The sequence below is a fragment of the Microbacterium ureisolvens genome, assembly GCF_019511645.1.
Taxonomy (GTDB): domain Bacteria; phylum Actinomycetota; class Actinomycetes; order Actinomycetales; family Microbacteriaceae; genus Microbacterium; species Microbacterium ureisolvens_A.
Genome location: NZ_JAEUAX010000014.1, coordinates 54,090 through 76,913, shown reverse-complemented (window position 1 = coordinate 76,913; position 22,824 = coordinate 54,090). Strand labels below are relative to the sequence as shown.

At 70.3% G+C, this 22,824-nt stretch carries 18 protein-coding genes; 14 read left to right on the top strand and 4 right to left on the bottom strand.

Annotation, left to right across the window (positions count from 1 at the left end; translation table 11 throughout):
• Positions 1-164: 164 nt before the first annotated feature.
• Positions 165-2,516, top strand: coding sequence for a glycosyl hydrolase family 95 catalytic domain-containing protein (locus tag JNB61_RS18030; protein ID WP_220290140.1), 2,352 nt, complete (start codon positions 165-167; stop codon positions 2,514-2,516).
• Positions 2,517-2,607: 91 nt separating this feature from the next.
• On the opposite strand, the gene JNB61_RS18025 is transcribed toward JNB61_RS18030, so the two are convergent.
• The gene (locus JNB61_RS18025) at positions 2,608-5,040 is read right to left on the bottom strand and encodes a glycoside hydrolase family 2 TIM barrel-domain containing protein (RefSeq protein WP_220340534.1); all 2,433 of its coding nucleotides are present in this window, start codon (positions 5,038-5,040) and stop codon (positions 2,608-2,610) included.
• Between the two features lie 177 nt (positions 5,041-5,217).
• Here JNB61_RS18025 and JNB61_RS18020 point away from each other — a divergent pair, with 177 nt between their 5' ends.
• Positions 5,218-6,543, top strand: coding sequence for an enolase C-terminal domain-like protein (locus JNB61_RS18020; RefSeq protein WP_220290144.1), 1,326 nt, complete (start codon positions 5,218-5,220; stop codon positions 6,541-6,543).
• Here JNB61_RS18020 and JNB61_RS20565 read toward each other — a convergent pair.
• Positions 6,533-7,294, bottom strand: a complete 762-nt coding sequence (locus tag JNB61_RS20565) for a FadR/GntR family transcriptional regulator (RefSeq protein WP_308291297.1) — start codon at positions 7,292-7,294, stop codon at positions 6,533-6,535. The two genes, JNB61_RS18020 and JNB61_RS20565, sit on opposite strands and share 11 nt — an antisense overlap.
• Before the next feature lie 477 nt (positions 7,295-7,771).
• Between JNB61_RS20565 and JNB61_RS18010 the strand changes: the two genes are divergently transcribed.
• From JNB61_RS18010 to JNB61_RS17995, 4 genes are all read left to right on the top strand, one after another.
• Positions 7,772-8,758: an ABC transporter permease gene (locus JNB61_RS18010; protein ID WP_223214949.1), complete on the top strand. Its 987-nt coding sequence runs from the start codon at positions 7,772-7,774 to the stop codon at positions 8,756-8,758.
• A complete protein-coding gene (locus tag JNB61_RS18005) occupies positions 8,755-9,714 on the top strand; it encodes a carbohydrate ABC transporter permease (protein ID WP_308291296.1) in 960 nt (319 codons plus the stop codon). The genes JNB61_RS18010 and JNB61_RS18005 overlap by 4 nt, the downstream gene beginning before the upstream one ends.
• Positions 9,715-9,785: 71 nt before the next feature.
• A complete protein-coding gene (locus JNB61_RS18000; RefSeq protein WP_220340533.1) occupies positions 9,786-11,456 on the top strand; it encodes an extracellular solute-binding protein in 1,671 nt (556 codons plus the stop codon).
• Positions 11,457-11,528: 72 nt separating this feature from the next.
• Positions 11,529-13,646: a glycoside hydrolase family 36 protein gene (locus JNB61_RS17995; RefSeq protein ID WP_220340532.1), complete on the top strand. Its 2,118-nt coding sequence runs from the start codon at positions 11,529-11,531 to the stop codon at positions 13,644-13,646.
• A gap of 36 nt (positions 13,647-13,682) precedes the next feature.
• Here JNB61_RS17995 and JNB61_RS17990 read toward each other — a convergent pair whose 3' ends face one another.
• A complete protein-coding gene (locus JNB61_RS17990; RefSeq protein WP_220340531.1) occupies positions 13,683-14,243 on the bottom strand; it encodes a TetR/AcrR family transcriptional regulator in 561 nt (186 codons plus the stop codon).
• Positions 14,244-14,340: 97 nt separating this feature from the next.
• On the opposite strand from JNB61_RS17990, the gene JNB61_RS17985 reads away from it, so the two are divergent.
• Positions 14,341-15,270: an SDR family NAD(P)-dependent oxidoreductase gene (locus JNB61_RS17985; protein WP_220340530.1), complete on the top strand. Its 930-nt coding sequence runs from the start codon at positions 14,341-14,343 to the stop codon at positions 15,268-15,270.
• Between the two features lie 159 nt (positions 15,271-15,429).
• Complete coding sequence (locus JNB61_RS17980) at positions 15,430-16,320, top strand: sigma-70 family RNA polymerase sigma factor (RefSeq protein WP_220340529.1); 891 nt, start codon at positions 15,430-15,432, stop codon at positions 16,318-16,320.
• A 34-nt stretch (positions 16,321-16,354) separates the two neighbouring features.
• Here JNB61_RS17980 and JNB61_RS17975 read toward each other — a convergent pair whose 3' ends face one another.
• Complete coding sequence (locus tag JNB61_RS17975) at positions 16,355-17,314, bottom strand: glycosyltransferase family 9 protein (RefSeq protein WP_220340528.1); 960 nt, start codon at positions 17,312-17,314, stop codon at positions 16,355-16,357.
• Positions 17,315-17,398: 84 nt separating this feature from the next.
• Here JNB61_RS17975 and JNB61_RS17970 point away from each other — a divergent pair, with 84 nt between their 5' ends.
• From JNB61_RS17970 to JNB61_RS17945, 6 genes are read left to right on the top strand one after another with little or no spacing between them, the layout of a single operon-like run.
• Positions 17,399-17,935 (top strand): D-glycero-alpha-D-manno-heptose-1,7-bisphosphate 7-phosphatase, encoded by a 537-nt coding sequence (locus JNB61_RS17970; protein WP_220340527.1) that lies wholly within the window; start codon positions 17,399-17,401, stop codon positions 17,933-17,935.
• The gene (locus tag JNB61_RS17965; RefSeq protein WP_220340526.1) at positions 17,932-19,002 is read left to right on the top strand and encodes a glycosyltransferase family 9 protein; all 1,071 of its coding nucleotides are present in this window, start codon (positions 17,932-17,934) and stop codon (positions 19,000-19,002) included. The genes JNB61_RS17970 and JNB61_RS17965 overlap by 4 nt, the downstream gene beginning before the upstream one ends.
• Positions 18,999-20,024, top strand: a complete 1,026-nt coding sequence (locus JNB61_RS17960) for a glycosyltransferase (protein WP_220340525.1) — start codon at positions 18,999-19,001, stop codon at positions 20,022-20,024. Before JNB61_RS17965 ends, JNB61_RS17960 begins: the two co-directional genes overlap by 4 nt.
• Positions 20,024-21,253, top strand: a complete 1,230-nt coding sequence (locus JNB61_RS17955) for a glycosyltransferase (RefSeq protein WP_220340538.1) — start codon at positions 20,024-20,026, stop codon at positions 21,251-21,253. Before JNB61_RS17960 ends, JNB61_RS17955 begins: the two co-directional genes overlap by 1 nt.
• Before the next feature lie 32 nt (positions 21,254-21,285).
• On the top strand, positions 21,286-21,888 hold the full coding sequence (locus tag JNB61_RS17950) for a D-sedoheptulose-7-phosphate isomerase (RefSeq protein WP_220340524.1): 603 nt from the start codon (positions 21,286-21,288) through the stop codon (positions 21,886-21,888).
• Positions 21,885-22,814 carry a bifunctional heptose 7-phosphate kinase/heptose 1-phosphate adenyltransferase gene (locus JNB61_RS17945; RefSeq protein WP_220340523.1) on the top strand — a complete coding sequence of 310 codons (930 nt, stop codon included), beginning with the start codon at positions 21,885-21,887 and terminating at the stop codon, positions 22,812-22,814. The genes JNB61_RS17950 and JNB61_RS17945 overlap by 4 nt, the downstream gene beginning before the upstream one ends.
• Positions 22,815-22,824: the final 10 nt, after the last annotated feature.

Sequence of the window (22,824 nt, the reverse complement as noted above, 5' to 3'; positions counted from 1 at the left end):
GATTTCAAAGATTCAATGAATAGGCACCATCGCGGCCAAATTTCAAGCTGTTTTCGGGCTTGCCTTCTGACGTGAAGTAAGCATCGGCGCGTCATTCATTGGATGATTGCGCGATATGGTGGGAGTCGCAGTCGGTCAGATGCCGTGCGGAAGGAGACAGCGCCGTGTCCCACAGAACAGGGTTCTGGAGTTCGTCGACCGGCCTCGATTGGGAGCACGGTCTCATCGCGGGGACGGGTTCCCTGGGCGCGGTGCTCTCCGGCACACCCGAGCGTCACGTCGTCCACGTGTGCCACGAGGAGTTCTTCGCCCCGGTGAACTCCGCCATCCCCGCCCCGCGCGTCGGCTCCGCGATCGACGAGGTCCGCTCCGCCGTCCTCGCCGGCGACACAGACGCGGCAGCCGCGATCACCTCTCGGCTCGCCAGGGACGACGGGTACGACGGACAGCTGATCTGGACCGACCCGTTCGTGCCCGTCGCAGCCCTGTCCTGGGTTCCGGATGAATCGTCCCCCGAGTCGACCTACCGCAGATCCGGCGACTTCGTGACGGGGCGGGTGGAGGTCGAATGGTCCGCCGCCGACAGCGCCCGCCGCGGCATCGCGGTCGTGCCCGATCGCGCCGCCGGAACCCTGTTCCTGGAGTTGTCGTCGAGTCGCGACATTCGAGGTGTGCTGTCTCTCGACCCGGGAGACGGCGAACGCGGAATCGGCGACTATCCCTCGACGGACTACGGCGTCTTCCTCACCGAGACGAGCACGCTGGAGCCGGGACGATGGGTGGTCGACGTCCGCGTCGACGCCGCCGCCCTGCCGCCCTTCGTGCGGGAGCACCCGCCGAGCCCGTGGCCCCCGACCCGTGCCCGGCTCAGCGTCGAGCTGCCGGCGGGTGTCGACCCGCAACCGGTGGACGGGGGTGTGCGGATCCTCGTGGCGGGAGGCACCCCGACACGCCTCCCGATCCGCGTCGAGCTGTTGGGCGGGCTCGCAGAACCAGCCGAACCGGCAGGAGTGACGCACGCATCGCTGTTCTCCGCGTGCTCGCTCGACCTGCACAGCGACATCGGCGACGACCACTCGTATGAGCACGTGCTCGAACGTGCGCGTGAAGGAGACGTGCCGGCCATGCTCGCGGCGATCGAGCTCGCCTTCGCCTCGGGACGCCACACGATCCTGTCGGCGACGGGTGTGCTGCCGCCGACCCTCGTCGGCATCTGGCAAGGCACCCGGCGACCTGCCTGGTCGGGCGACTGGACCCAGAACGGCAACGTCCAGCACGGCGGCGTGGCGTCGCTGGTGGTCTCCGGCACCCCGGAACTGCTCACCTCGTATCTGCGCGCCGTCTTCCGTCACACCGACCACTATGCGGAGAACGCCGAACGCGTCTTCGGCGCTCCGGGCTGGCTGCTGCCGGCGCGCTTCGACTCGCACGGCCGGAGCAACCACTTCGCCACGTCTTACCCCCACCTCTACTGGGTCGCGGGCGGCGCCTGGATCCTCCGGCTCGCCTGGGACCAATTCAGTGCGACCGGCGACCTCGCGACACTTCGCGAGTATGCGTGGCCGCTTGCCCAGAACGTCATGGCGTTCGCAACCGCCATCGGCGTCCCCGACGACGCCGGGACCCTTCACCTCGTGCCGTCTTACTCCCCCGAGAACACGCCGGGCAATCGCACCAATCCGATCGCCGTCGACGCGACCATGGATGTCGCCGCCCTTCGCGATGCCGCGCGGATAGCGATCCGGATCGCGGATCTCCTCGGCGAGGACGCCGATCGCACCACGTGGAGATCCTTCGCGGACCGCCTTCCTCCGTATCGCGTCGCCGACGATGGCACCTTCGCCGAATGGCTCGACCCCGGTCTCGCCGAGGAACTCGGACACCGGCACGCGTCGCAGCTCTATCCGTTCTGGTACGAAGAGGACGACGCCGCACAGGCCCCTGAGCTGCGTCGGGCGGCGATCGAAACCATCCGCCGGAAGCTGGCATGGCGGGACGAGCGCCCCTGGGCCGGTGAAGACGGGCGCATGGAGATGGCGTTCGGGCTGGTCGGGCTCGGGCTGGCGGCCGCGCGGCTCGGAGACGCGGACGCCGCCCTCCGCTGTGTCGAGTCCCTCGCCCGCGATTTCTGGAGATCCAACGCGGTGTCGACGCACGACGGCGACTCGATCTTCAACGTGGATGCGAGCGGTGGGCTGCCGGCCCTCGTGATCGAGATGCTCGTGCAGTCCCAGCCGGGATCACTGATGCTCCTCCCCGCGTTGCCGGCCGCCTGGGCCTCGGGATCGCTCCGAGGCGTGCGCGCCCGCGGCGGCGTGCTGGTCGAGGAGCTGCGGTGGGATGGCGACGGTGCGACCGCCGTCATCCGGGCCGTGCCCGGGTCCGATGCGGCGCGCGCCGGCGACATTCTGGACGTCAGCGGACTCGGCTCGTCCGTCATGGTGGACCTCTCGCGCGGACCCCAGACCATCCGGCTCGAGCGCCGCACCGCGGCAGAGCCCGCACCGCCCCGCTGAGCGGAGGACGCGCGCCCCGGGGGAATCGTCCCGGGGGAGTCGTGAGGGAGCGGGTGGCGCCGCCGCGGTGCGAGTCTGCGGGAGCTGCCGGTCAGCCGACCTCGAGCTCGACCGACGCGGCCTGCAGTCCCGCGGATGCCGCCGTCACGGTGATGCGGCCCTTGCCCGACGGCCGGATGACCGCCAGCGCGCGTCCGTCGTACAGGCGGTGGCGCAGGTCGGTGAACGACTCCTCGGTCGCGGGGATGGCGCTCCCGAAGCCCTGGAGCGCGCCGGGACCATCGATCGTCAGCTCCACCTCGACGTCGCTGTCGGTCGCCCGCACGCCGTCGTCGTCCACGAGCTCGACCACGACGAACGCCATGTCTCGACCGTCGGCGCGGACCAGCGGGCGCTCCGCCGTCAGGGCGAGCCGACGGCGCTCGCCGGCGGTGTGGACTGCGGTCCGCTCGGCGGGGGCCCCGCCGCGAATGGCGACGGCCTCGAGGCGCCCCGGCCGGTAGGGAACCGAGAACACGGTGCGGTAGCGGTTCGCGCTGCCGGTCGGCTGCCGTCCGAGCGACACGTCGCCGAAGAGCAGCTCCACCTCGGGTGCGTCGCTGTACACCTCCACCTCCAGCGGCGCCGTGCCGGCGTCGCTCCACGTCCAGGACGGGATGCTGTCGGTCCACGACCACGGCGCGGCCTTCATCACGCGACCCCGGGTGTGCGGTCGTCGTACTGCGATGAAGGGCTCGGCACGCAACCCGTAGACGATCTCGCGGTAATAGGACGCAGGGCGGCGCTCACCGGTGATGTCGATGTCGCCGGCGAACGAGACGAGGAACGGGTACCCTCCGAGCGCCTGGTTGCCCGGCGGGTCATCCTGGTAGTGCATCCGGCCGAGCCCGGGTTCGCCGAGGTAGTCCCAGCCTGTCCAGGTGAAATCGCCGATGACGTGCACGTTCGACGTCACGAGTCGCCACAGGCGGTCGATCTGCGTGGGGAAGGTCTCCGATCCGACGATCACCCGGTTCGGGTAGCGCGTGCGATCGAGCTCGTACCGCGCGTCCTGGTAGTTCATTCCGGCGATGTCCAGCGCGCCGTATGCCTCTTCGGTCAGTTCAGCGACGACGTCGGTCACCGCCAGAGCGCTCATCCGCTCTTCGAGGCTCAGTGTGCGGCGGTTGATCTCGTGGACGGGATCCAGCGACGAATCCCCGAGCAGCTCGGGTTCGAGCTCGGTCGCACCGTCCATGACGAACAGCGCGCCGTTGACGGCCGCGGTCACATATCGTGTCGGATCCAGCGCCCGCGTGGCTGCTGCGAGGTCCCTGGTCAGCGCGTTCCCCGAGCGGGTGGCCGCCTCCGGGATCTCGTTGCCGATGGAGTAGATGATGACACTGGGATGATTGCGGTCCTTCGTCACCATCGCGGCGAGATCGGACCGCCAGTGCTCGGAAAAGTGCTCGGCGCCGTCCTGCGGTGACTTCGCCCGGGTCCACACATCCGTGAGCTCGTCCATGACGAGCATGCCGAGCCGGTCGCAGGCATCCAGCATCGCCGTGCTCATGGGCTGGTGTGCGCTGCGGATCGCGTTGAACCCCGAGGACTTGAGGATCGCGACCCGGCGCTCCTCAGCTGCGGCGAACGTCGCTGCGCCGATCACGCCGTTGTCCGCGTGAACGCATGCGCCACGCAGCTTCACCGCCTGCCCGTTCACCCGCAGTCCACGCTCGGCGTCCAGATGCAGCGATCGGATGCCGAAGCCGACCTCGCTCACATCCGTCTGGCCATCGGCACCCGACGCCTGGGGCATGAGCTGCAGCCGCGCCCGGTACAGGTCGGGCGTGTCGACCGACCATCGCTGCGGCGACCGCACAAGGATGCGTTGACTGACTTCGGCGGATCCGTCGGCGGGCAGACTGACCCGAGTCCGGTCCATCCCCACGACGTCCCCGGCTGGGCCGAGGAGCATGGTCTCGAGCCGCCGCACGACAGGCCCGGATTCGAGGTTGCGGACCGTGGTGAGGACCTGCACGACGGCCGCCTCCGCGTCGTGTTCGGGCGTCGTCACGACGACGCCGTCGAGCGGCACGTGCACCTTCGGTCCGACGGCGAGATGCACCGGGCGGATGATGCCGCCGCCGGTGTACCACCGGGCGTCGCGGTCGGCTCGGGCCTCGACGGTGATCTCGTTCTCAGCGCCGTAGCGCAAAAGCCCGTCCAGCTCCACCGTGACCGCAGTGCTCCCCGACCTCTGTCGCGCAGCGAGGTTGCCGTTCACGAAGACGGCTGCCGATCGATGGACGGCCTCGAACTCGAGGACGACATGGCGATCCCGCCATTCCGGCGGTGCGAAAAGGCGCGTGCGGTACTCCCACATGCCGCCCGGAAAATACCCCGAGGCCATCTGGCGCACATCATCCACTCGGGTCGTGCCGAGCACGGCGTCGTGGGGGACGACGACCGTCTCGAATCCTCCGGGGTCCCCCGCCGATCGGTCTCGGAACTCCCACGTTCCCGGGTACGTCTCACGTCGCATCTTCGCGTGCTCCTCGTCGAGTCCACGTCCGGCGGCTGTCGCGGCATTTCGATCTATACATCTGATCTATCTAACGTGGTGTAAGACTAAGTATGTGACTTTAGGCGAAGTATACGTGCGGGACGCGGCGATACATCGAATGATCGAAGGCTTGTAGATGCGACGGAGGAATGGTTCATGGCGATCATCAGCGGCATCCGTGTGCACGACATACGCTTTCCCACATCGCTGCAGGCAGACGGCTCCGACGCGATGAACAAAGACGGCGATTACTCCGCCGCCTATCTCGTCCTCGAGACCGACAGCGGCCTGCGCGGCCACGGCTTCACCTTCACGATCGGCCGCGGCAACGACCTCTGCGCCGCTGCCGCCCGGCAACGGGCCGAGCCGCTCATCGGGCGGGACGTGGACTCGCTGCTCGACGACTTGGGGGCAATCTACCGCGAACTCGCCGACGACTCGCAGCTGCGCTGGCTCGGCCCGGAGAAGGGCGTCGTCCACCTCGCCATGGCCGCCGTGATGAACGCGCTCTGGGACATGGCCGCCCGCCGCGCCGGAGTGCCTCTCTGGCGACTGCTCGTGGACATGACGCCGGACCAGCTCGCCGATGCGGCGGATCTGCGGTACCTCTCGGATGCGCTCACCCGGGAGGAGGCTGTCGGCATCCTCCGCGCTGCGGAACCGGGGCGCGAACGCAGGATCGCGGAGCTGACGGCACGGGGCGGCTACCCCTGCTACACGACGAGCGCCGGATGGCTCGGATACTCAGACGACAAGCTGCGGGCACTCCTGCAGGAGGCGAAGGACGATGGCCATCGCCACTTCAAGATCAAGGTGGGCGCCGACCTCGAAGAGGACCGCCGACGCCTCCGCATCGCGCGCGAGGTCGTCGGATGGGACGCTGAGCTCATGATCGACGCCAATCAGGTGTGGGACGTGCCGCAGGCGATCGACTGGGTCAACGAACTCGCCGAATTCCGCCCCCTGTGGATCGAGGAGCCGACCAGCCCGGACGACGTGCTGGGACACGCCGCGATTCGCAGGGCGGTCAGCCCGATCGGCGTGGCGAGCGGCGAACACGGCATGAACCGCGTGCTGTTCAAGCAGATGTTCCAGGCCGAGGCGATCGACTTCTGCCAACTCGACTCCGCACGCCTGGCGAGCGTCAACGAGATTCTGTCGGTCTACCTGATGGCGCAGAAGTTCGGAGTCCCGGTGTGTCCGCACGCGGGTGGCGTCGGCCTGTGCGAGCTCGTGCAGCACCTGTCGATCTTCGACTTCGTCGCCGTGTCCGCATCGCTGGACAAGCGACTCACCGAATACGTCGACAACCTGCACGAGCACTTCACCGATCCGGTCGTCGTCTCGAACGGGCACTACGTGCTGCCGTCCCATCCGGGCTACAGCGCCGAACTGCACGAAGAGAGCATCGAGCGGTACGAGTTCCCCACCGGCACCTACTGGCTCGAACGCAGCGCCGAGGGGGTGCTCGTCAGCCGTTAGACGACCCCGGTGGCCGGTCGTCGCCCTCGACCGGATGCTGCGCCGCGAAGACCTCGACGCCCAGGAGGTGGGCGGCCATCCGGATGCGCGCTCGTTCGGCGTCCCGCGTGCGGAGCGCGGCGAGGATGGCCCGATGGTCGGCGTGCGCCTCGCCGACCGAATCGCGTTCTGTGATGGCACGCCACAGGCGGCCGCGCAGTGTGCGTGTCATGAGGGTGTCGATCAGCGCGGCGAGCGCGGGGTTGCCGCTGGCGACGGCGATCCGCCGGTGGAAGGCGGCGTCCGCGTCGATGAACGTCTCCGGCTCGAGATTTCCGGAGGCCAGTTCGGAATCGATGTCGGACAGGATCTTCTCCAGCTCGTCGAACTCGGCGTCCGTCAGCCTCACTGCCGCGAGCCCGGCGGACTCCGTCTCGAGCACGCGTCGCACGGCGAGCAGATCGACCGGCTGAGTCGCCTCCTGCAAGCCCGCCCAGAATTCCAGGGGTCGCAGCAGCGAACTCGGGTCGAGCTGGGTCACATACGTGCCATCGCCCTGACGCGTCTCGAGAACCCCGAGCGTCGCGAGCGATCTCACGGCTTCTCGCAGTGAGCCCCGCGACACCCCGAGCTGGGCCGCGAGCTCCTTCTCGATCGGCAGCCTGTCGCCGGCCTTCAGCTCGCCCGAGGCGATCATCCGCTTGACCTGGTCGATGACGTGGTTCGACCTCGAGACCGGACCTGATGAAAGGCTTTCAGTCTTAGCTGCCACGCGATCAGTGTATGCGGCGTGACCCCCGCGATTCGGCTCGGCGCACGCCGACCCGACGAGGGTGCGCCCTGGATCCGCCGAGGCGAGGATGCGCGGACCTGCCCGGATGAGCCGCGCGACAGACCTGCCCTAAACATTCAATCAATCTTCGACGCCCCCGCCTCGCCCTTCGGGACCGCCGCTTCGGGCGGACGTCGGCCGGGCGCGAGCGTCACCATAGCGGAATCCCTTCTGGGTCGCGCATTCTTCCGGCTACTCCAGACTTCGCATCAGCGATCAGGCTGCTGGGCGAGAGCGGCGGACCGCGCAACTCCGCCGGGCAATGCGATCCGATTGACACGCATTGATCTGACGTTTAGCTTGGGACGTGGCTTCTGCACCGACGCAGAGAGGAGACGCCATGATCGCCGACGTACGACTGCTCGAGCGCTTGCCTCGCTCGCCCAGCGGATCGGGACGGCATCGTGGGAGGTGCGCATGGTGACGCCCCCGGGCGGCGTCGGCCTCGAGGTCGGCGGCGTCACCCGAGAACTGCGTGGGCGAAAGGGCTCCCGCGGACTGCGCGGCCTGAAGCGCAGCTGGCGCAGGCACTGGCAGCTGTACCTGCTGATCCTCGTGCCGATCGCGTACTTCGTGGTCTTCAAGTACGTGCCGATGACCAACGCCATCATTGCGTTCAAAGATTACAACGTAGTAGATGGTGTCTGGGGCAGTGACTGGGCAGGCACCAAGCACTTCGCGCGCTTCTTCGACAACCCGGTCTTCTGGCCCGTCCTGCGCAACACCTTCCTGTTGTCGGCCTACGTCGTTCTGGCGAGTTTCCCGATTCCGATCATCCTGGCGCTCGCACTGAACGAGGTCCGCCTCCGGTTCTTCAAGAACACCGTGCAGATGGTCACCTACGCGCCGTACTTCATCTCGACGGTCGTCGTGGTCTCGATGACCATCCTGTTCCTCTCTCCGCGCCTGGGCATCGCCGGTCACGTGACGCAGTTCTTCGGCTTGGGATCCATCGACTTCCTGAGCGATCCCGACTACTTCCGGCATATCTACGTGGTCAGCGACGTCTGGCAGACGATGGGGTACTCCGCCGTCATCTACCTCGCCGCCCTCGCAGGGATCGACCCGGCACTGTACGAAGCGGCGCGCGTCGACGGTGCCAGCCGCTGGCAGAAGATCCTCAACGTCGACCTTCCGGGCATCCTGCCCACAGCGATGATCGTGCTGGTGCTCGGCGTGGGAAACGTCATGGCGATCGGCTTCGAGAAGGCCTACCTCCTCCAGAACAGCCTCAACATCTCGCAGTCGGAGATCATCCCGACATACACGTACAAGGTCGGCCTCCTGAATGCGGACTTCAGTCAGGCCGCGGCGATCGGGCTGTTCAACGGCGCCATCAACCTTTGTCTGCTTCTCGGCGTGAACGCGATCGTGAAGCGACTGACGGGAAACGGACTGTGGTGACCTCGACACTGGAAGAACATCCGCCGAAGACCCGCGGTGCGCGTCCCGCGAAGACGCGTGACGGGCGCAAGCCGACGCGGATCAAGGAGTCGTCGATCGACCGGTGGTTCATGGCCGGCGTCTACATCCTGCTGACCACGTTCCTGCTCGCGGTTCTGCTGCCGCTGATCTACATCGTCGCCAGCTCGTTCAGCGACCCGCTCGCAGTGTCGTCCGGGCAGGTCACGTTCTGGCCCATCGACTTCACGCTCGAGGGCTACGTCCGCGCCCTCAGCGACAACTCGATCCTCAGCGGATTCGGCAACTCCCTCTTCTACACGATCGTGGGCACGGCCATCAGCCTGGCGCTCACCGTGGCGATCGCCTATCCGCTGTCACGGAGCGACTTCTGGGGACGCCGTGGCATCACCGTGTTCGTGGTCTTCACGATGCTCTTCGCCGGCGGCATCATCCCGACCTACCTCGTCGTGCAGAACCTCGGGCTCCTCGACACGAGGTGGGCGCTCATCCTGCCTCAGGCCATCGGCGTCTGGCAGGTGATCATCGCCGTCGCCTTCTTCCGGACCTCGATCCCCGATGAGCTGTACGAGGCCGCGCAGCTCGACGGTGCGAGCGATATGCGCTTCCTCCTCAAGGTGGTGCTGCCGCTTTCCAAGCCGCTGCTCGCCGTGATCGCCCTGATGTACGCCATCTCTCAGTGGAACTCCTACTTCGATGCCCTCCTTTATCTGCGGGATCCGGGTCTGTATCCGCTCCAGCTGGTCCTGCGCAACGTGCTGATCCTCAACCAGGCCGCGCCGGGACTCGATGCCGCCGCCGCCCTCGAGCGGCAGCAGCTGGCGGATCTCATGAAGTACTCCCTGATCGTCATCTCGACGGTGCCCGTCATGCTCGTCTACCCCTTCGTCGCCCGGTTCTTCAACAAGGGAATCCTGATCGGCGCGGTGAAGGGCTGACCCCGCGGCGCCTCCACCCGGCTTCTCGCTCCACTCCCCGACACCACCTCGCCCCAGAGAAAGGCACGATCATGACAGGACAATCGACGTCCCAGAGAGTCTTCCGACGCCCTCGGCTGCTCGCAGGCCTTGCGGTGGCGGCCGCGGTGGGCATCACGCTCACCGGGTGCACCGCCAGCGCCGAAGACGACCAGAAGGTCATCACCATCTTCGGCGAGCAGGGCGGCCAGATGGATCTCAACACCAACTCGTTCACCAGGCTGCTGGAAGAGAAGTTCGACGTGGACATCGACTTCCAGACCACGGGCTACGACTCGGGAGCAGCGACCGAAGCGCGACAGGTCTCCCTCGCGGGCGGCGAGCTTCCCGAGGCGTACATGCTCGTCCCCTGGGCATCGCAGTTCACGCAGGCGGAGCTGCAGCGTTACGGTGACCAAGGTGTGATCCTCCCGCTGAACGATCTCATCGACGAGCACGCGCCGAACATCGCCGACGCGCTCGCTTCCGAGCCGGGCTTCGAGACTCTCGCGACGGCTCCGGACGGGAAGATCTGGGGCCTTCCGCAGTGGAACGACTGCTATCACTGCTCGTACCCGTACAAGTTCTGGATCAACACCCAGTGGCTCGAGACGCTCGGGCTTCAGATGCCCACGACCACGGACGAGTTCTTCGACGTGATGATGGCGTTCAAGACCGGCGACCCGAACGGCAATGGTGTCGCCGACGAGATCCCGATCACCGGCAGCGCGCAGTGGTCGATCGTGCCGTTCATCATGAACGCCTTCATCTCGAACTCGTTCAACACCGGCGCAGGCGCGAACAACCAGCCGATCTCGCTGGGACTGGATGGCGACACCGTCCAGATGCAGACGATGCAGGACGGCTGGCGGGAGGGCCTGAAGTTCCTGAACAAGATGTGGGCGGCGGGCCTCATCGACCCCGCGTCGTTCTCCCAGGGCGGTGACACCATGCAAGCCACCGGCAACTCCGCCCAGGCGGTCCTCGTGGGCGGCTTCACGGCGATCCATCCGGGCATCGGGGTGAGCATCGGCCAAGAGGACGGCCGTGACAACCAGTACAACCCCGTGCCGCCGCTCGACGGCGCCGCGGGTCCGATCACGACCTACCAGCTGCCCAGCGTGCCCGGCGCCACTTTCGTGATCACGAAGGCGGCCGACGAGACGGAGCAGAAGATCATCATGGAGATGATGGACTACATCTTCAGCCCGGAGGGTCACCTCCGCGGCCAGCAGGGTGAGGAGAACATCGGATGGCGCGCCCCGGAGCCTGGCGACGTCGCCCTCGACCCGGATCTCGAGCCGAGCTTCTTCGACCTGCCGCTCGACGAAGAGAACGAGGCCGACTACAACGGCAACTGGGGGCCGATGGCCCAGGTCTTCGACACCGCCGAGTGGCGCAACTCCCAGGTGCAGCCTCTGGACATCTACACGCAGGAAGGGTTCGAGCGGCGCCTGTTCGAAGCGACGGATCTCTACGACGGCAAGGAGTCCGACGCCATGTTCCCGTACTGGAACCTCTGGATCCCTGCCGAGGAGGCGAGCGAACTCTCCACGCTCACGACGAACGTCGAGAGCAACGTCGCCACGGCGACCGCCGAGTTCGTCACCGGGGTGCGCGACCCGAACAGCGACGCCGATTGGGACGCATATCTGCAGGGGCTCGACGGCCTGGGCGTCACCCGGTACGTCGAGATCTGGCAGACCGCGTTCGACGCGAGCTGACCGACCGCCACCGGGGGCGATCATCCGGATCGCCCCCGGTCCCCACCACCCGCCACCATTCCAGGAGCACTCTTGCCGCAGACCGAAACGCTCGCCTGGCGCCCCGGTCCCATCGAGATGGACATCGCTCGAGGACGGGACGCGGCTCCCGCCGTACGGCGCCTGGCGCGAGCGGGCGACGGGACCGCCGCTGACCCCGCATCCGCACTTCCCGTCGCCGAAGTCCATATCGACGGTGAGGGTTCGGGCACCTCGTCTTCGGAGCGGCTCATGGGCAGTGCGGTCGGCCGTCGGCTGCGTTTCCTGGAGCATCGCGAGTGGGATGAGGACGGGATGTCTCGCCTCGAGGTCACGGCGCGCGATCCCGAGTCCGGGATCCTGGTGATCTCGCGCTGGTCATGCTGGGACGACCTGCCGGTCGTGCGGTGCGAGTCCGAGGTCGTCGCCGGGGATCGGCCCGTCGATCTCCGGGCAGTGTCCTCGATCTCGCTCGGCGGCATCTCCGAGCCCGGTGCCGCGTGGTGGCACGACCACGAAGTGGGTTTCGCGCACAACACCTGGTTCCGGGAGATGGTCTGGCAACGGCGGACGCCCGCGGAACTCGGCCTCGACGATGCCGGGCTCGACACGTGGGGCATCCCGAGCTCGCGTGCGTCGTTCGCGCTCGGTCAGCGGGGAAGCTGGTCTACAGGTGGACACCTTCCGATGGGCATCCTCCGCTCTCGCGACAGCGCCCGGTCGCTCCTCTGGCAGATCGAGCACAACGGAGCCTGGCGCTGGGAGCTCGGCGATCAGGGGGGCGCGGTCTACCTCGTGGCGAGCGGGCCGACCGATCAGAGCCACGCCTGGATGCGCCGACTCCTGCCCGGAGAGCGGTTCCGCTCCGTGCCGGCGACCCTCGTGCTGGGCGGCGACGACGACGCGCTGTTCGCTGCCCTCACCCGAACACGCCGCCGAGTGCGACGCCCGCACCCCGACCACGACGCGCTGCCCGTCATCGTGAACGACTACATGAACGCCCTCATGGGCGATCCGACGAGCGAGAACATCCCCCCGTTCGTCGACGCCGCCCGGCGCGCCGGCGCCGAGATCTACTGCATGGATTCGGGCTGGTACACCGACGGGGCAACCTGGTGGGACGACCTCGGCTCGTGGGAGCCGTCGAGTCGGCGTTTCCCTGACGGCCTCGATGCCATGACGCGCCGCATGCGTGACGCCGGCTTGGTTCCCGGACTCTGGCTCGAGCCGGAGGTCGTCTCGGTCGCAAGTCCTGTGGCCGCTCGCCTCCCCGCGGATGCGTTCTTCCAGCGGGACGGGCGACCGGTGATGGAGTCCGGCAGGCTGCAGCTGGACTTCCGGCATCCGGCGGCGCTCGCGCACATCGACACCGCCGTCGAGAGACTCATCGCCGACCTCGGGCTCGGATATCTGAAGTTCGACTACAACATGGACGTCACGCAGGGCACCGACGTCGACGCCGACAGCCCCGGCGATGGCCAGCTCGGTCATCAGCGCGCGCTGCTCGCCTGGGTGCGTGATCTCATGGATCGCCACCCCGAGCTCGTGATCGAGAGTTGCGCGAGCGGTGGACAGCGGATGGATGCGGCGACGCTCGCCGTGCATCCCGTTCAGTCGACGAGCGACAACCAAGACCCGCTGTTCACTGCCTGCATCGCCGCTGCCGCGCCGACGGCGGTCACCCCCGAACAGGGTGCGGTGTGGGCGTACCCCGACCCGTCGTGGCCGGACGAGCGGATCGCATTCTCCCTCGCGAACAGCCTGCTCGGGCGCGTCCACCTCGGCGGGCGCATCGACCTCCTCACGAGGGAGCAGATGGAACTCGTGCAAGAGAGCCTCGCGGCGTACCGCGAGACGCGCAAGCGGATCAGGACCGCCGTGCCCTTCTGGCCTCTCGGGCTGCCGGGCTGGCATGACGCGGTCCTCGCGCTGGGCATGAGCGACGACGAGGGCGAGCTGCTCACGGTGTGGAGACGATCCGGGCCGGCCGAGGTGCGGATACCGCTCGCGCGGTACGCGGGCCGCGAGCTCGACGTGGATGTCGTCTTTCCGAAGAGCCTGCCGACGGAGGTGGCATGGGATGCCGCGGCGGGCGAGCTGGTGCTCGGCCTTCCCGACGAGCCCGCCGCGCGCACACTCACGCTCCGCGGCGGAGGGGGCACACGGCTGTAGGCGCCGCCGGGGACGCTGCACCAGTCAGCCGGGCAGTTACGGGGCAGGCCTCTCGGGGGGCTCGGGGCGGAGCCCGTCGAGCATCGCATCGACGAAGAAGTCGGCGTCCGCGCCCCCGCCGATACGGACGGCATGTTCGATGCCGCACACCAGGCGCTGCAGCCGCACCGTCGTGAGATCGGTACGGACGACGCCGGCCTCACGTGCGGCGCTCACCACGGATTCGGCGACGTCCTCCAGCTCCCGCTTCAGCATCGCGACGTCATCACTGGTGTCTCGGGGCGCGAGGAGCACCGTCTGCAGCCCACCGTCGGCGAGCTGGAGCGCGAGCCCTTCGCGAACGAGCAGATCGAGTGCCGCGGCCGGGTCGCGTTCGGCGGCGGCGCGCAGGGCGAGTCCTCGATAGCGCTCGAGGTCGCTGGCGACCACCGCCTCCACGAGGGCGTGCGCCGTCGGGAAATGGCGGTAGACGGTGCCGACGCCGACGCCGGCGAGGCGGGCGACGTCGTTGAGGCGAAGGTCTGCCGGATCGCACTCGCGGGCGACCGCGAGGATGCGCGCGCGGCTGCGGGCGGCATCGGCGCGTTGAGGGCTCACGCGTCGATCCTACCTCCGAAAGCGGATGAGCCATCCGGTTATGCTACGGTCTAAGCGGATAGCTCATCCGTATAGTGAGAACCTCGAGGAGCCCCCCATGCCCTGGAACCCCGTCGACCTGCCCGATCAGCGCGGCCGTGTCCACGTCATCACCGGTGCGACCGCCGGCATCGGCTATTTCGCCGCGGAGCAACTGGCGGGGGCAGGCGCCCACGTGGTGCTCGCCTCGCGCTCCGCCTCCAAGCGGGAGAGCGCGCGCGACGCCATCCGTGCCCAGGTCCCCGGCGCGTCCGTCTCGACCGTCGCGCTCGATCTGGCCTCCCTCGATTCGGTCCGGAGTGCGGCCACCGAACTCGCGGCGCTCGAACGCGTCGACGGCCTGTTCCTCAACGGCGGCACGATGGAGCGCGCGGGCGGCGTCACGACCGTCGATGGCCTGCCGCTGATGCTGGGCACGCATGCGGTCGCCGGCCTGGCCCTGTCGGCCGAGCTGCTTCCGAAGCTTGCCGAAACCGGACGGCACGCCGGCGTCGACGCGCGCATCGTCCATGCCTCGACGGGTTTCGTGCGCCGGTTCCGGCTCGATGTCGACGACATCACCGCCCGGCAGCGCGGATTCCTCCGTGACTACACGCACGCGAAGACGGTGACCGAGCTGGTGGCGTACGAACTGGACCGGCGACTGCGCGCCGGCGGGCTCCCCGTCGCGTCGATCGTGACGCATCCGGGCGTCGGTGTCGACGCCCGCACCCCCGCCCGACCCGGCGTCTATGATCCGCGGACGCAGCGACGCCGCAATCCCTTCACCCCGTGGGCGCAGGGCAAGGACGCCGCGGCTTGGTCGGGCGTCCGGGCACTGACCGATCCGTCCGCCATCGGCGGCCAGTTCTTCGGCCCGGAGAGCGGGACACGCGGCACGCCCGTGCGACTCGACCCGAACCCGCACACCGCGCACGCCGACCCTGAGCGGGTCGCGCGGGTGTGGTCGCAGATGGAGGAGTTGGCCGGCGCGTCCATCGCCGTGTGAAGGAGTCGCCGGCCCGACTCGCCCGGCTTTCCTTCGCTCGACTCGGACGAGAGCGACCGCCGCGACTACTACTCCTTCTCCTTCTTGGCAACCACCTCGCCGACTTCTCGAACCACTGCTTCTCTTCCCGGACGGAGAAGCGGATGAGGGAGGGCGGAGATGGACGCGAGAAGGACACCTCAGCACGCGGCAGAGCGCCTCGGGCGGCGGCGGTGGACGGACGCGCGGCTGCGTGAGCTGCCGGACCTGAGCGGCGGCAGACGGCGCGCGGCCGAGGACGCCATCGTCCTCGGGAACCTCGACGTCGTCGCGGGGATCGCCCGGCGCGTCGCTCCCGGGTACCGCGAGCAGGAGGACCTGCGGCAGGTGGGCTGCATCGGCCTGGTGCTCGCCGTGCGGCGGTTCGATCCGCACGTCGGCGACAGCTTCCTCGCGTTCGCGGTGCCGACGGTGGCCGGTGAGATCAAGCGCTACCTGCGCGACACCGGCTGGGTGATCCGCCCGCCCCGCGGGGTGCAGGAGCTCTCGGGGCGGCTGGACGGGGCGCAGTCGGAACTCGCGCAGATGCTCGGACGCACCCCGACCACGGCCGAGGTCGCGCGGCATCTGCACAGCTCCGCGCTTCGCGTCGGCGAAGCGGCCCGCGCCCGTGAGAACCTGCGGCCCGGCTCGCTCGACGCCCCCGTGAACAGCAGCGTCGACGCCGAGTCGGTGGCCGACACCCTCGGCGTCATCGACGAGGCGCTCGAGCGCGCCGAGCTGCGCATCACGCTGCGCGCCGCGATGTCGGATCTGACGCCGCGCGAGCGGCTCATCATGGACCTGCGGTTCGTCCAGCAGTGCACGCAGACCGAGATCGCCGCCCGGATCGGGGTGACCCAGATGCAGGTCTCGCGGTTGCTGGCCGGCATCCTCGGGCGCCTGCGCGCCCGGCTCGAACAACCCCAGGGCACCGGTGCGTCAGCTGCCCGGGTCGCGGCGTCGCCTGCGGCCGCACGCAGGCGCCGACCCGCCGCAGACGCGCGCATCGCCGCTCCACTCGCGGCCTGAATCGCCGTTCTTCACACCCGAACACTCGCCGCCTTCATCGTGCGGGTCCTCCGCCCGCCAGCAGCTCCTCACCCGCGGCGATCACCGCTCGGGCGCCGACCGCGAGGAGGGCGGGGTCCGGGTCGTCGGCGAACACGTCGCCCCTGCGCAGCGCCGCCTCCGTCAGCACGATGTGCGGGCCTGCGGGCGGCGGTCCCCACTCCTCGGGCGGTGCCGGGCCGAACAGCACCACCGACGGCCGCCGGTACGCCGACGCGAGGTGCGCGGCTCCCGTGTCGGCCGTGATCACGAGCCGGCTCGCGGCGATGAGCGCGGCGAACCCGGTGAGATCGAGCCGCCCCGCGAGCACGCTGTCTTCCGGCAGACCGGCCGCCTCGGCGACGGCCTCCGCCCTGGGTCGCTCCTCGCCGCCTGCGGTCACGACGATGTCGTGGCCTCGCTCAGAGAGGGTGCGCGCGACGCGGGCGAACCGGTCGACGGGCCAGCGCCGCGCGCCGTAGAAGGCACCCACGTGCACGACCACGGCGCCGTCGGCGGCCGGAGCGATCGACGGGCGCGTGATCGCGACATCCGTCTCCGCCGCCGGCGCACCCCAGGCGCGAACCAGCCGCACCCACCGCGTGCGCTCGTGGATGCCGTCCACCCACTCGGGACCATCTGGCGCGTCGGGCCGGTGGGCGACGAGGAGCCGCGGCTCGAGGCGGTCCAGCAGATCGCCGCTCTCCGGCCCCCGCCCGTGCAGGTTCACTGCCACGTCGACCGCTCGCCCTCCGACGTCCAGCGGGGCGTCGAGACCCTGCGCGGGCAGCAGCTCGTCGACGGCGGGCACCAGGTCCACGATCGGCCGCAGCCACGCGCTCGTCGCCAGCACGATGCGGTGATCCGGGAAGCCGCGGCGGAGCCCGCGCAGCGCGGGAACCGCCACGAGGAGGTCGCCGAGCTTGAGCGCGCGCAGCGCCAGGAGCACGTCGCGCGGATCGCCGGGGTCTGGCATCGGCACAGGATGCCACCTCCGGTCGCCGGTGGGAAGCCCCTGCCGCGGCCGTTTAGAGCCGAAGGCAATGGGTAAGGCGAGGGCATGGGCCGCCGCATCCCGCACGCCGTGCTGTTCGACCGCGACGGCACGCTCATCCGAGACGTGCCGTACAACGGCGACCCGTCGCGCGTCGAGCCGCTGCCGACGGCGGCGGAGGCACTCGCGCTGCTGCGCGCGCACGGCGTCCGCATCGGAGTGGTGACGAACCAGTCCGGGATCGAACGCGGGCTCGTGACGCGGGCGCAGGTGGAGGCCGTCAACGCCCGGGTCGAGGCCGTCCTCGGTCCGTTCGACGTGTGGCGGATGTGCCCGCATGTCCCGGATGCGGGCTGCCTGTGCCGCAAGCCCGCGCCGGGCATGCTGACCTCGGCGTGTGCGGCGCTGCGTGTCCCGCCTGGCGCCGCCGCGATGATCGGCGACATCGGATCGGACATGGATGCCGCGGACGCGGCCGGCGTGCGCGGCATCCTGGTCCCCACCGAAGCCACTCGTGCCGAGGAGATCCGCGCTGCGCACGAGGTCGCCGAGACCGCGGTCGACGCCGTCCGCGTCCTTCTGGCGGAGGGGGCCGACGGATGACGGCCGTCCCCACCCGGCCGCGGGTGCTCGTCGCCCGGCTCGACAGCCTGGGCGACATGCTGCTGAGCGGACCCGCGATCCGCGCGATCGCCGCCGCCGCCGAAGTGCATGTGCTCTGCGGTGCGCGAGGCGAGGCGGCGGCCCGGCTCCTGCCGGGCGTGAAGCGCGTGCACGTGTGGGACGCGCCCTGGATCGCCGACCCGCCGCCGCAGGCCACGCGGCGTCATATCGACGCCGTGGGGCGGATCGTCGGCGACGTGCGGCCGGAGGCCGCGGTGATCCTGACCTCCTTTCATCAGAGCCCGCTGCCGCTGGCGCTGCTGCTCCGGCTGGCCGGTGTGCCGCGGATCGCCGGCGCATCCGTCGACTACGCCGGTGCGCTGCTCGACGTGCGGCTGAAACCGGGGGAGGACTTCCCCGAGTCCCAGTCCGAGGTGGTCCGGGCGCTCACGATCGCCCGGGCGGCGGGGTTCGACCTGCCGAAGGGCGACGACGCGCGCCCCGCGGTGCAGCTCGGGCCGGAACCCCCCACCGGGCTGCCGGCCCGATACATCGCCGTCCACCCGGGGGCGGCCGTCCCGGCGCGCGCCTGGCCGCGCGCGAGTCATCGGGAACTCGTGCGGGAACTGACCGATGCCGGAGCCGCTGTCGTCGTGACCGGCGGGCGCGAGGAGGCGGCGCTCACTCGAAGCGTCGCCGCCGGTCGCGCCGTGGACCTCGGCGGACGCACCTCGCTGCCCGAGCTCGCGCGCGTGCTGCGCGCCGCCGACGTCGTGGTGGCCGGCAACACCGGCGCCGCCCACCTGGCGGCGGCGGTGCGCACCCCGGTGGTGAGCCTCTTCTCGCCGGTGGTCGACGAGCGCTGCTGGCGGCCTTTCGGCTCTGCCGTGGTGATGTTCGGGGCGACGGATGCCGCGTGCGCGGGCACGCGCGCACGCCAATGCCCCGTCCCCGGGCATCCGTGCCTCTCGGAGGTTCCGGCGTCCGTCGTCGCCGAGGCCGCGCTCGCCCTGCGGCGGCCGCCCGGCGCGGTGCGCGACCGGCGGGCGGAAGGGGTGCCGGCATGAGGGTCCTCGCGTGGCACGTGCACGGCGGCTGGATGGACGCGTTCGTCCGCGGGCCGCACGACTACCTCATCCCGCGCGACCCGTACGCCGGGGAATGGGGACGGGGGCTGGCTGGCCGGAGCTGGCCGGCAGCGCGCGAGGTCGCACTGCACGACCTGCACGGGGAAGATGTCGACATCGTCGTGCTGCAGCGCACCGAGGAGCTGGTGCTCGCCGAGGCGCTGCTCGGCCGGCGGCCCGGCCGCGACGTGCCGGCCGTCTTCGTCGAGCACAACGCCCCGAAACCGGCGGCGGCCACGACGAGGCATCCGCTGGCCGACCAGGACGACATCGCCATCGTCCACGTGACGCACTTCAACCGGCTCATGTGGGATGCCGGCCGAGCGCGCTGCGTGGTCATCGAGCACGGCATCCCGGATCCCGGCGAGCAGTACCTCGGCGACCTCCCGAGCATGGCGCTCGTCGTCAACGAGCCGGTGCGCCGCGGACGGATCACCGGGACCGACCTGCTGCCGCTGTTCGCAGAGGCCGGTCCGATCGACGCCTTCGGCATGGGCGCCGACCAGCTCCCGGCAGCCCTGGGGATGTCGCCCCATGCGCTGCGTCCGAGCGGGGATCTGCCCGCCGCGCAGCTGCACCCCGCGATGGCGCGTCGCCGGCTCTACATCCACCCGATGCGCTGGACCTCACTCGGGCTGTCGCTCCTGGAGGCGATGCACCTCGGCATGCCGGTGGTCGCGGTGCAGAGCACCGAGGCGCCCCGCGCGATCCCGCCGGGTGCCGGATTCGTCTCGGCCGATGTCGGGGAGCTGGTCGCCGCGGCGCGGTGGCTGCTGGCCGAGCCGGAGGAAGCCGCCCGGCTGGGCGCCGTCGGCCGGCAGGCGGCGCTGGAGCGGTACGGATTGGGCCGGTTCCTGGCCGACTGGAACACGGTCATCGAGGAAGAAGCGCAACGCCGACCCGGGCCGGGAGCCGTCGAGTTCGACGGACGCGACCGGCCGGACCGATGGAAGGAGACATGATGCGCATCGCGATGGTCTCGGAACACGCCAGCCCTCTCGCCACCCTCGGAGGTGAGGACGCCGGCGGTCAGAACGTACACGTCGCGGCTCTCGCCGCGGCCCTCGGCCGACGCGGGCATCAGGTCCGCGTCTATACGCGGCGCGACGACCCTGACCTGCCGCGCAGCGTCGTCTTCGCGCGCGGCGTGCGGGTCGTGCACGTGGATGCGGGTCCGCCCGAGCACGTGCCGAAGGACGATCTGCTCCCGCACATCCCTGCGCTCGCCGACGGGATCGCCGCGGATTGGCGGACCTGGGCCCCCGATGTGGTCCACGGCCACTTCTGGATGTCGGGCGTCGCCGCGCTCGCGGCGGCGAAGGCCAGCAGCCCTTCCCCCGTGGTGCTGCAGACCTTCCATGCGCTCGGCGTCGTGAAGCGCCGGCATCAGGGCGCCGCCGACACCAGTCCCCCCGAGCGCGAGTGGCTCGAGCCCGAGGTCGGGCGATCGGCGGATCGCGTCATCGCCACGTGCTCCGACGAGGCGTTCGAGCTCAAGAAGCTCGGTGTGCCGCAGGAACGGATCTCGGTGATCCCGTGCGGAGTCGACGTCGAGCACTTCCAGCCCGACGGCCCGGTGGCCGAGCGCTCCGCGCGGCCCCGTGTGCTGGTCGTCGGGCGGATGGTGCCGCGCAAGGGCGTCGGCACCGTCATCGAGGCGCTGTCGATGCTCGACACCGACGCCGAGCTGGTGATCGTCGGCGGCGGGGCACCCCCCGGCGGCAGCGACCCCGAGCTCGATCGGCTCGCGGGCCTCGCCGAGCGGTTCGGCGTGAGCGACCGCGTGCAGCTGCGCGGGCAGCTCCCGCAGGCGGAGCTGCCGCCCATCTACCGGTCGGCCGATGTCGTCGTGTGCGCGCCGTGGTACGAGCCCTTCGGGATCGTGCCGCTCGAGGCGATGGCCTGCGGGCGGCCCGTCGTCGCCAGCGGCGTCGGCGGCCTCATCGACACCGTGGTGCACGGGCGCACCGGCCTGCACGTCCCGCCCCGGGACGCCGGTGCCGTCGCCGACGCCATCGCCGAACTGCTGGCCGATCCCGCTCGCGGCGCGCGGCTCGGCGCGGCGGGACGACGCCGCGTGGTCTCCGGTTACGCGTGGGAGCGCGTGGCCGCCGACACCGAGCGGGCGTATGCGGCGACGATGGCCGACGCCGCCGCGCCCGACGCCCGCTCCCTGGAGGTCAGGCGATGAGCACGCACTCCCCTGCGCGACGGGGATCACCGATGAGGACGACGGATGCCGCGACCCCTGCCGCCGGCATGCTCACGCTCGACCGTCACCTCGGCGGCGCAGCCGAGGTAATCCGGGCACTGCAAGGCGAGCGGGCGCGACTGGACCGCTGGGGACGCGAACTGGCGGTCCGGCTGGGCAGCGGGGCCAGGCTGCTGGTGGCGGGAAACGGGGGCTCCGCCGCGGAGGCCCAGCATCTGGCCGCGGAGCTCACCGGCCGCTTCCGGGACGACCGTCGCCCGTACTCCGCGATCGCGCTGAACACCGACACCTCGGCGATCACCGCAATCGGCAACGACTACGGGTTCGACGAGGTGTTCGCCCGCCAGGTCCGGGCGCACGGGCGTCACGGTGACGTGCTCCTGCTGCTGTCCACCAGCGGGGCGAGCGCGAACCTGCTGAGGGCCGCCGCAGCGGCCGCGCCGATCGGCATGCTCCGCTGGAGCATGACGGGTCCCGCACCCAACCCGCTGCACACCGCATGCGACGACGGCATCGCTTTGCCCGGCATCGCCGCGAATGTGCAGGAGGCGGAGCTCGTCGCCGTGCACGCCCTCTGCGTCGTGTTCGAGCACGAGATCACGAGGGCGCCATGAATGCCCGCATCGTCGTGGTCGGCGACACCCTGCTCGACGTGGACCTCTCGGGCGCCTCCACCCGGATCTCACCCGACGGGCCCGTCCCCGTCGTCGACGTGAGCGATCGGCGCGAGCGGGCCGGCGGCGCCGGACTGGTCGCTGCGCTGCTCGCGACCGACGGAGTGCGCCCGACTCTCGCGACAGCACTGTCGGGCGACGCCGGCGCCGCGCGGATCCGCGCGGCGTTGAGCGGAGTCCACCTCGTCGCTGCGGCGCTGGAGGGTCCCACCCCGACGAAGACCCGCCTCCACGCGAACGGCCATCCCGTCGCCCGGATCGACGAAGGCTGCGGCGCGGTCGCTCCCGTGCGGCGCGCAGCATCCGTCGTCGAAGCGATCGGCGCGGCCGACATCGTGATCGCCGCCGACTACGGCCGCGGCCTGCTCGCGAACGCCGAGGTCCGTGCCGCGCTCGGCGTTCGCGCCCGCGAGATCCCGGTCGTCTGGGACCCGCATCCCCGCGGGGCGGAGCCCGTGGACGGATGCCGCATCGTGACCCCCAATCGGAGCGAGGCCGCGGGACTGTGCGGGCGTGCGCTGACGAGCCCCGAGGACGCGATGCGTGCCGCCGACCAGCTCCGTCGGCGATGGGCCGCCGCCTGCGTCGTCGTGACCCTCGACGCCGATGGGGCGGCCGCCGCTCTCGAAGACGGCGGCTCGGTGCGCCTGCCCGCGCAGCAGGTGACTGTCGCGGATGCGTGCGGAGCCGGCGACAGGTTCTCCTCGGCGGTCGCGCTCGCACTGGCGCGACGGGAGTCCGTCGTGGGTGCCCTGGCGGAGGCGGTCGCCGCATGCAGCGCGTTCCTGGCCGCCGGCGGAGTCGCCGCGCTGGCCCCGGATGCCGCATCTGCCTCCCTCATCCGTTCCCTTCAGGCGGTGAGCTGACGCTCCAACC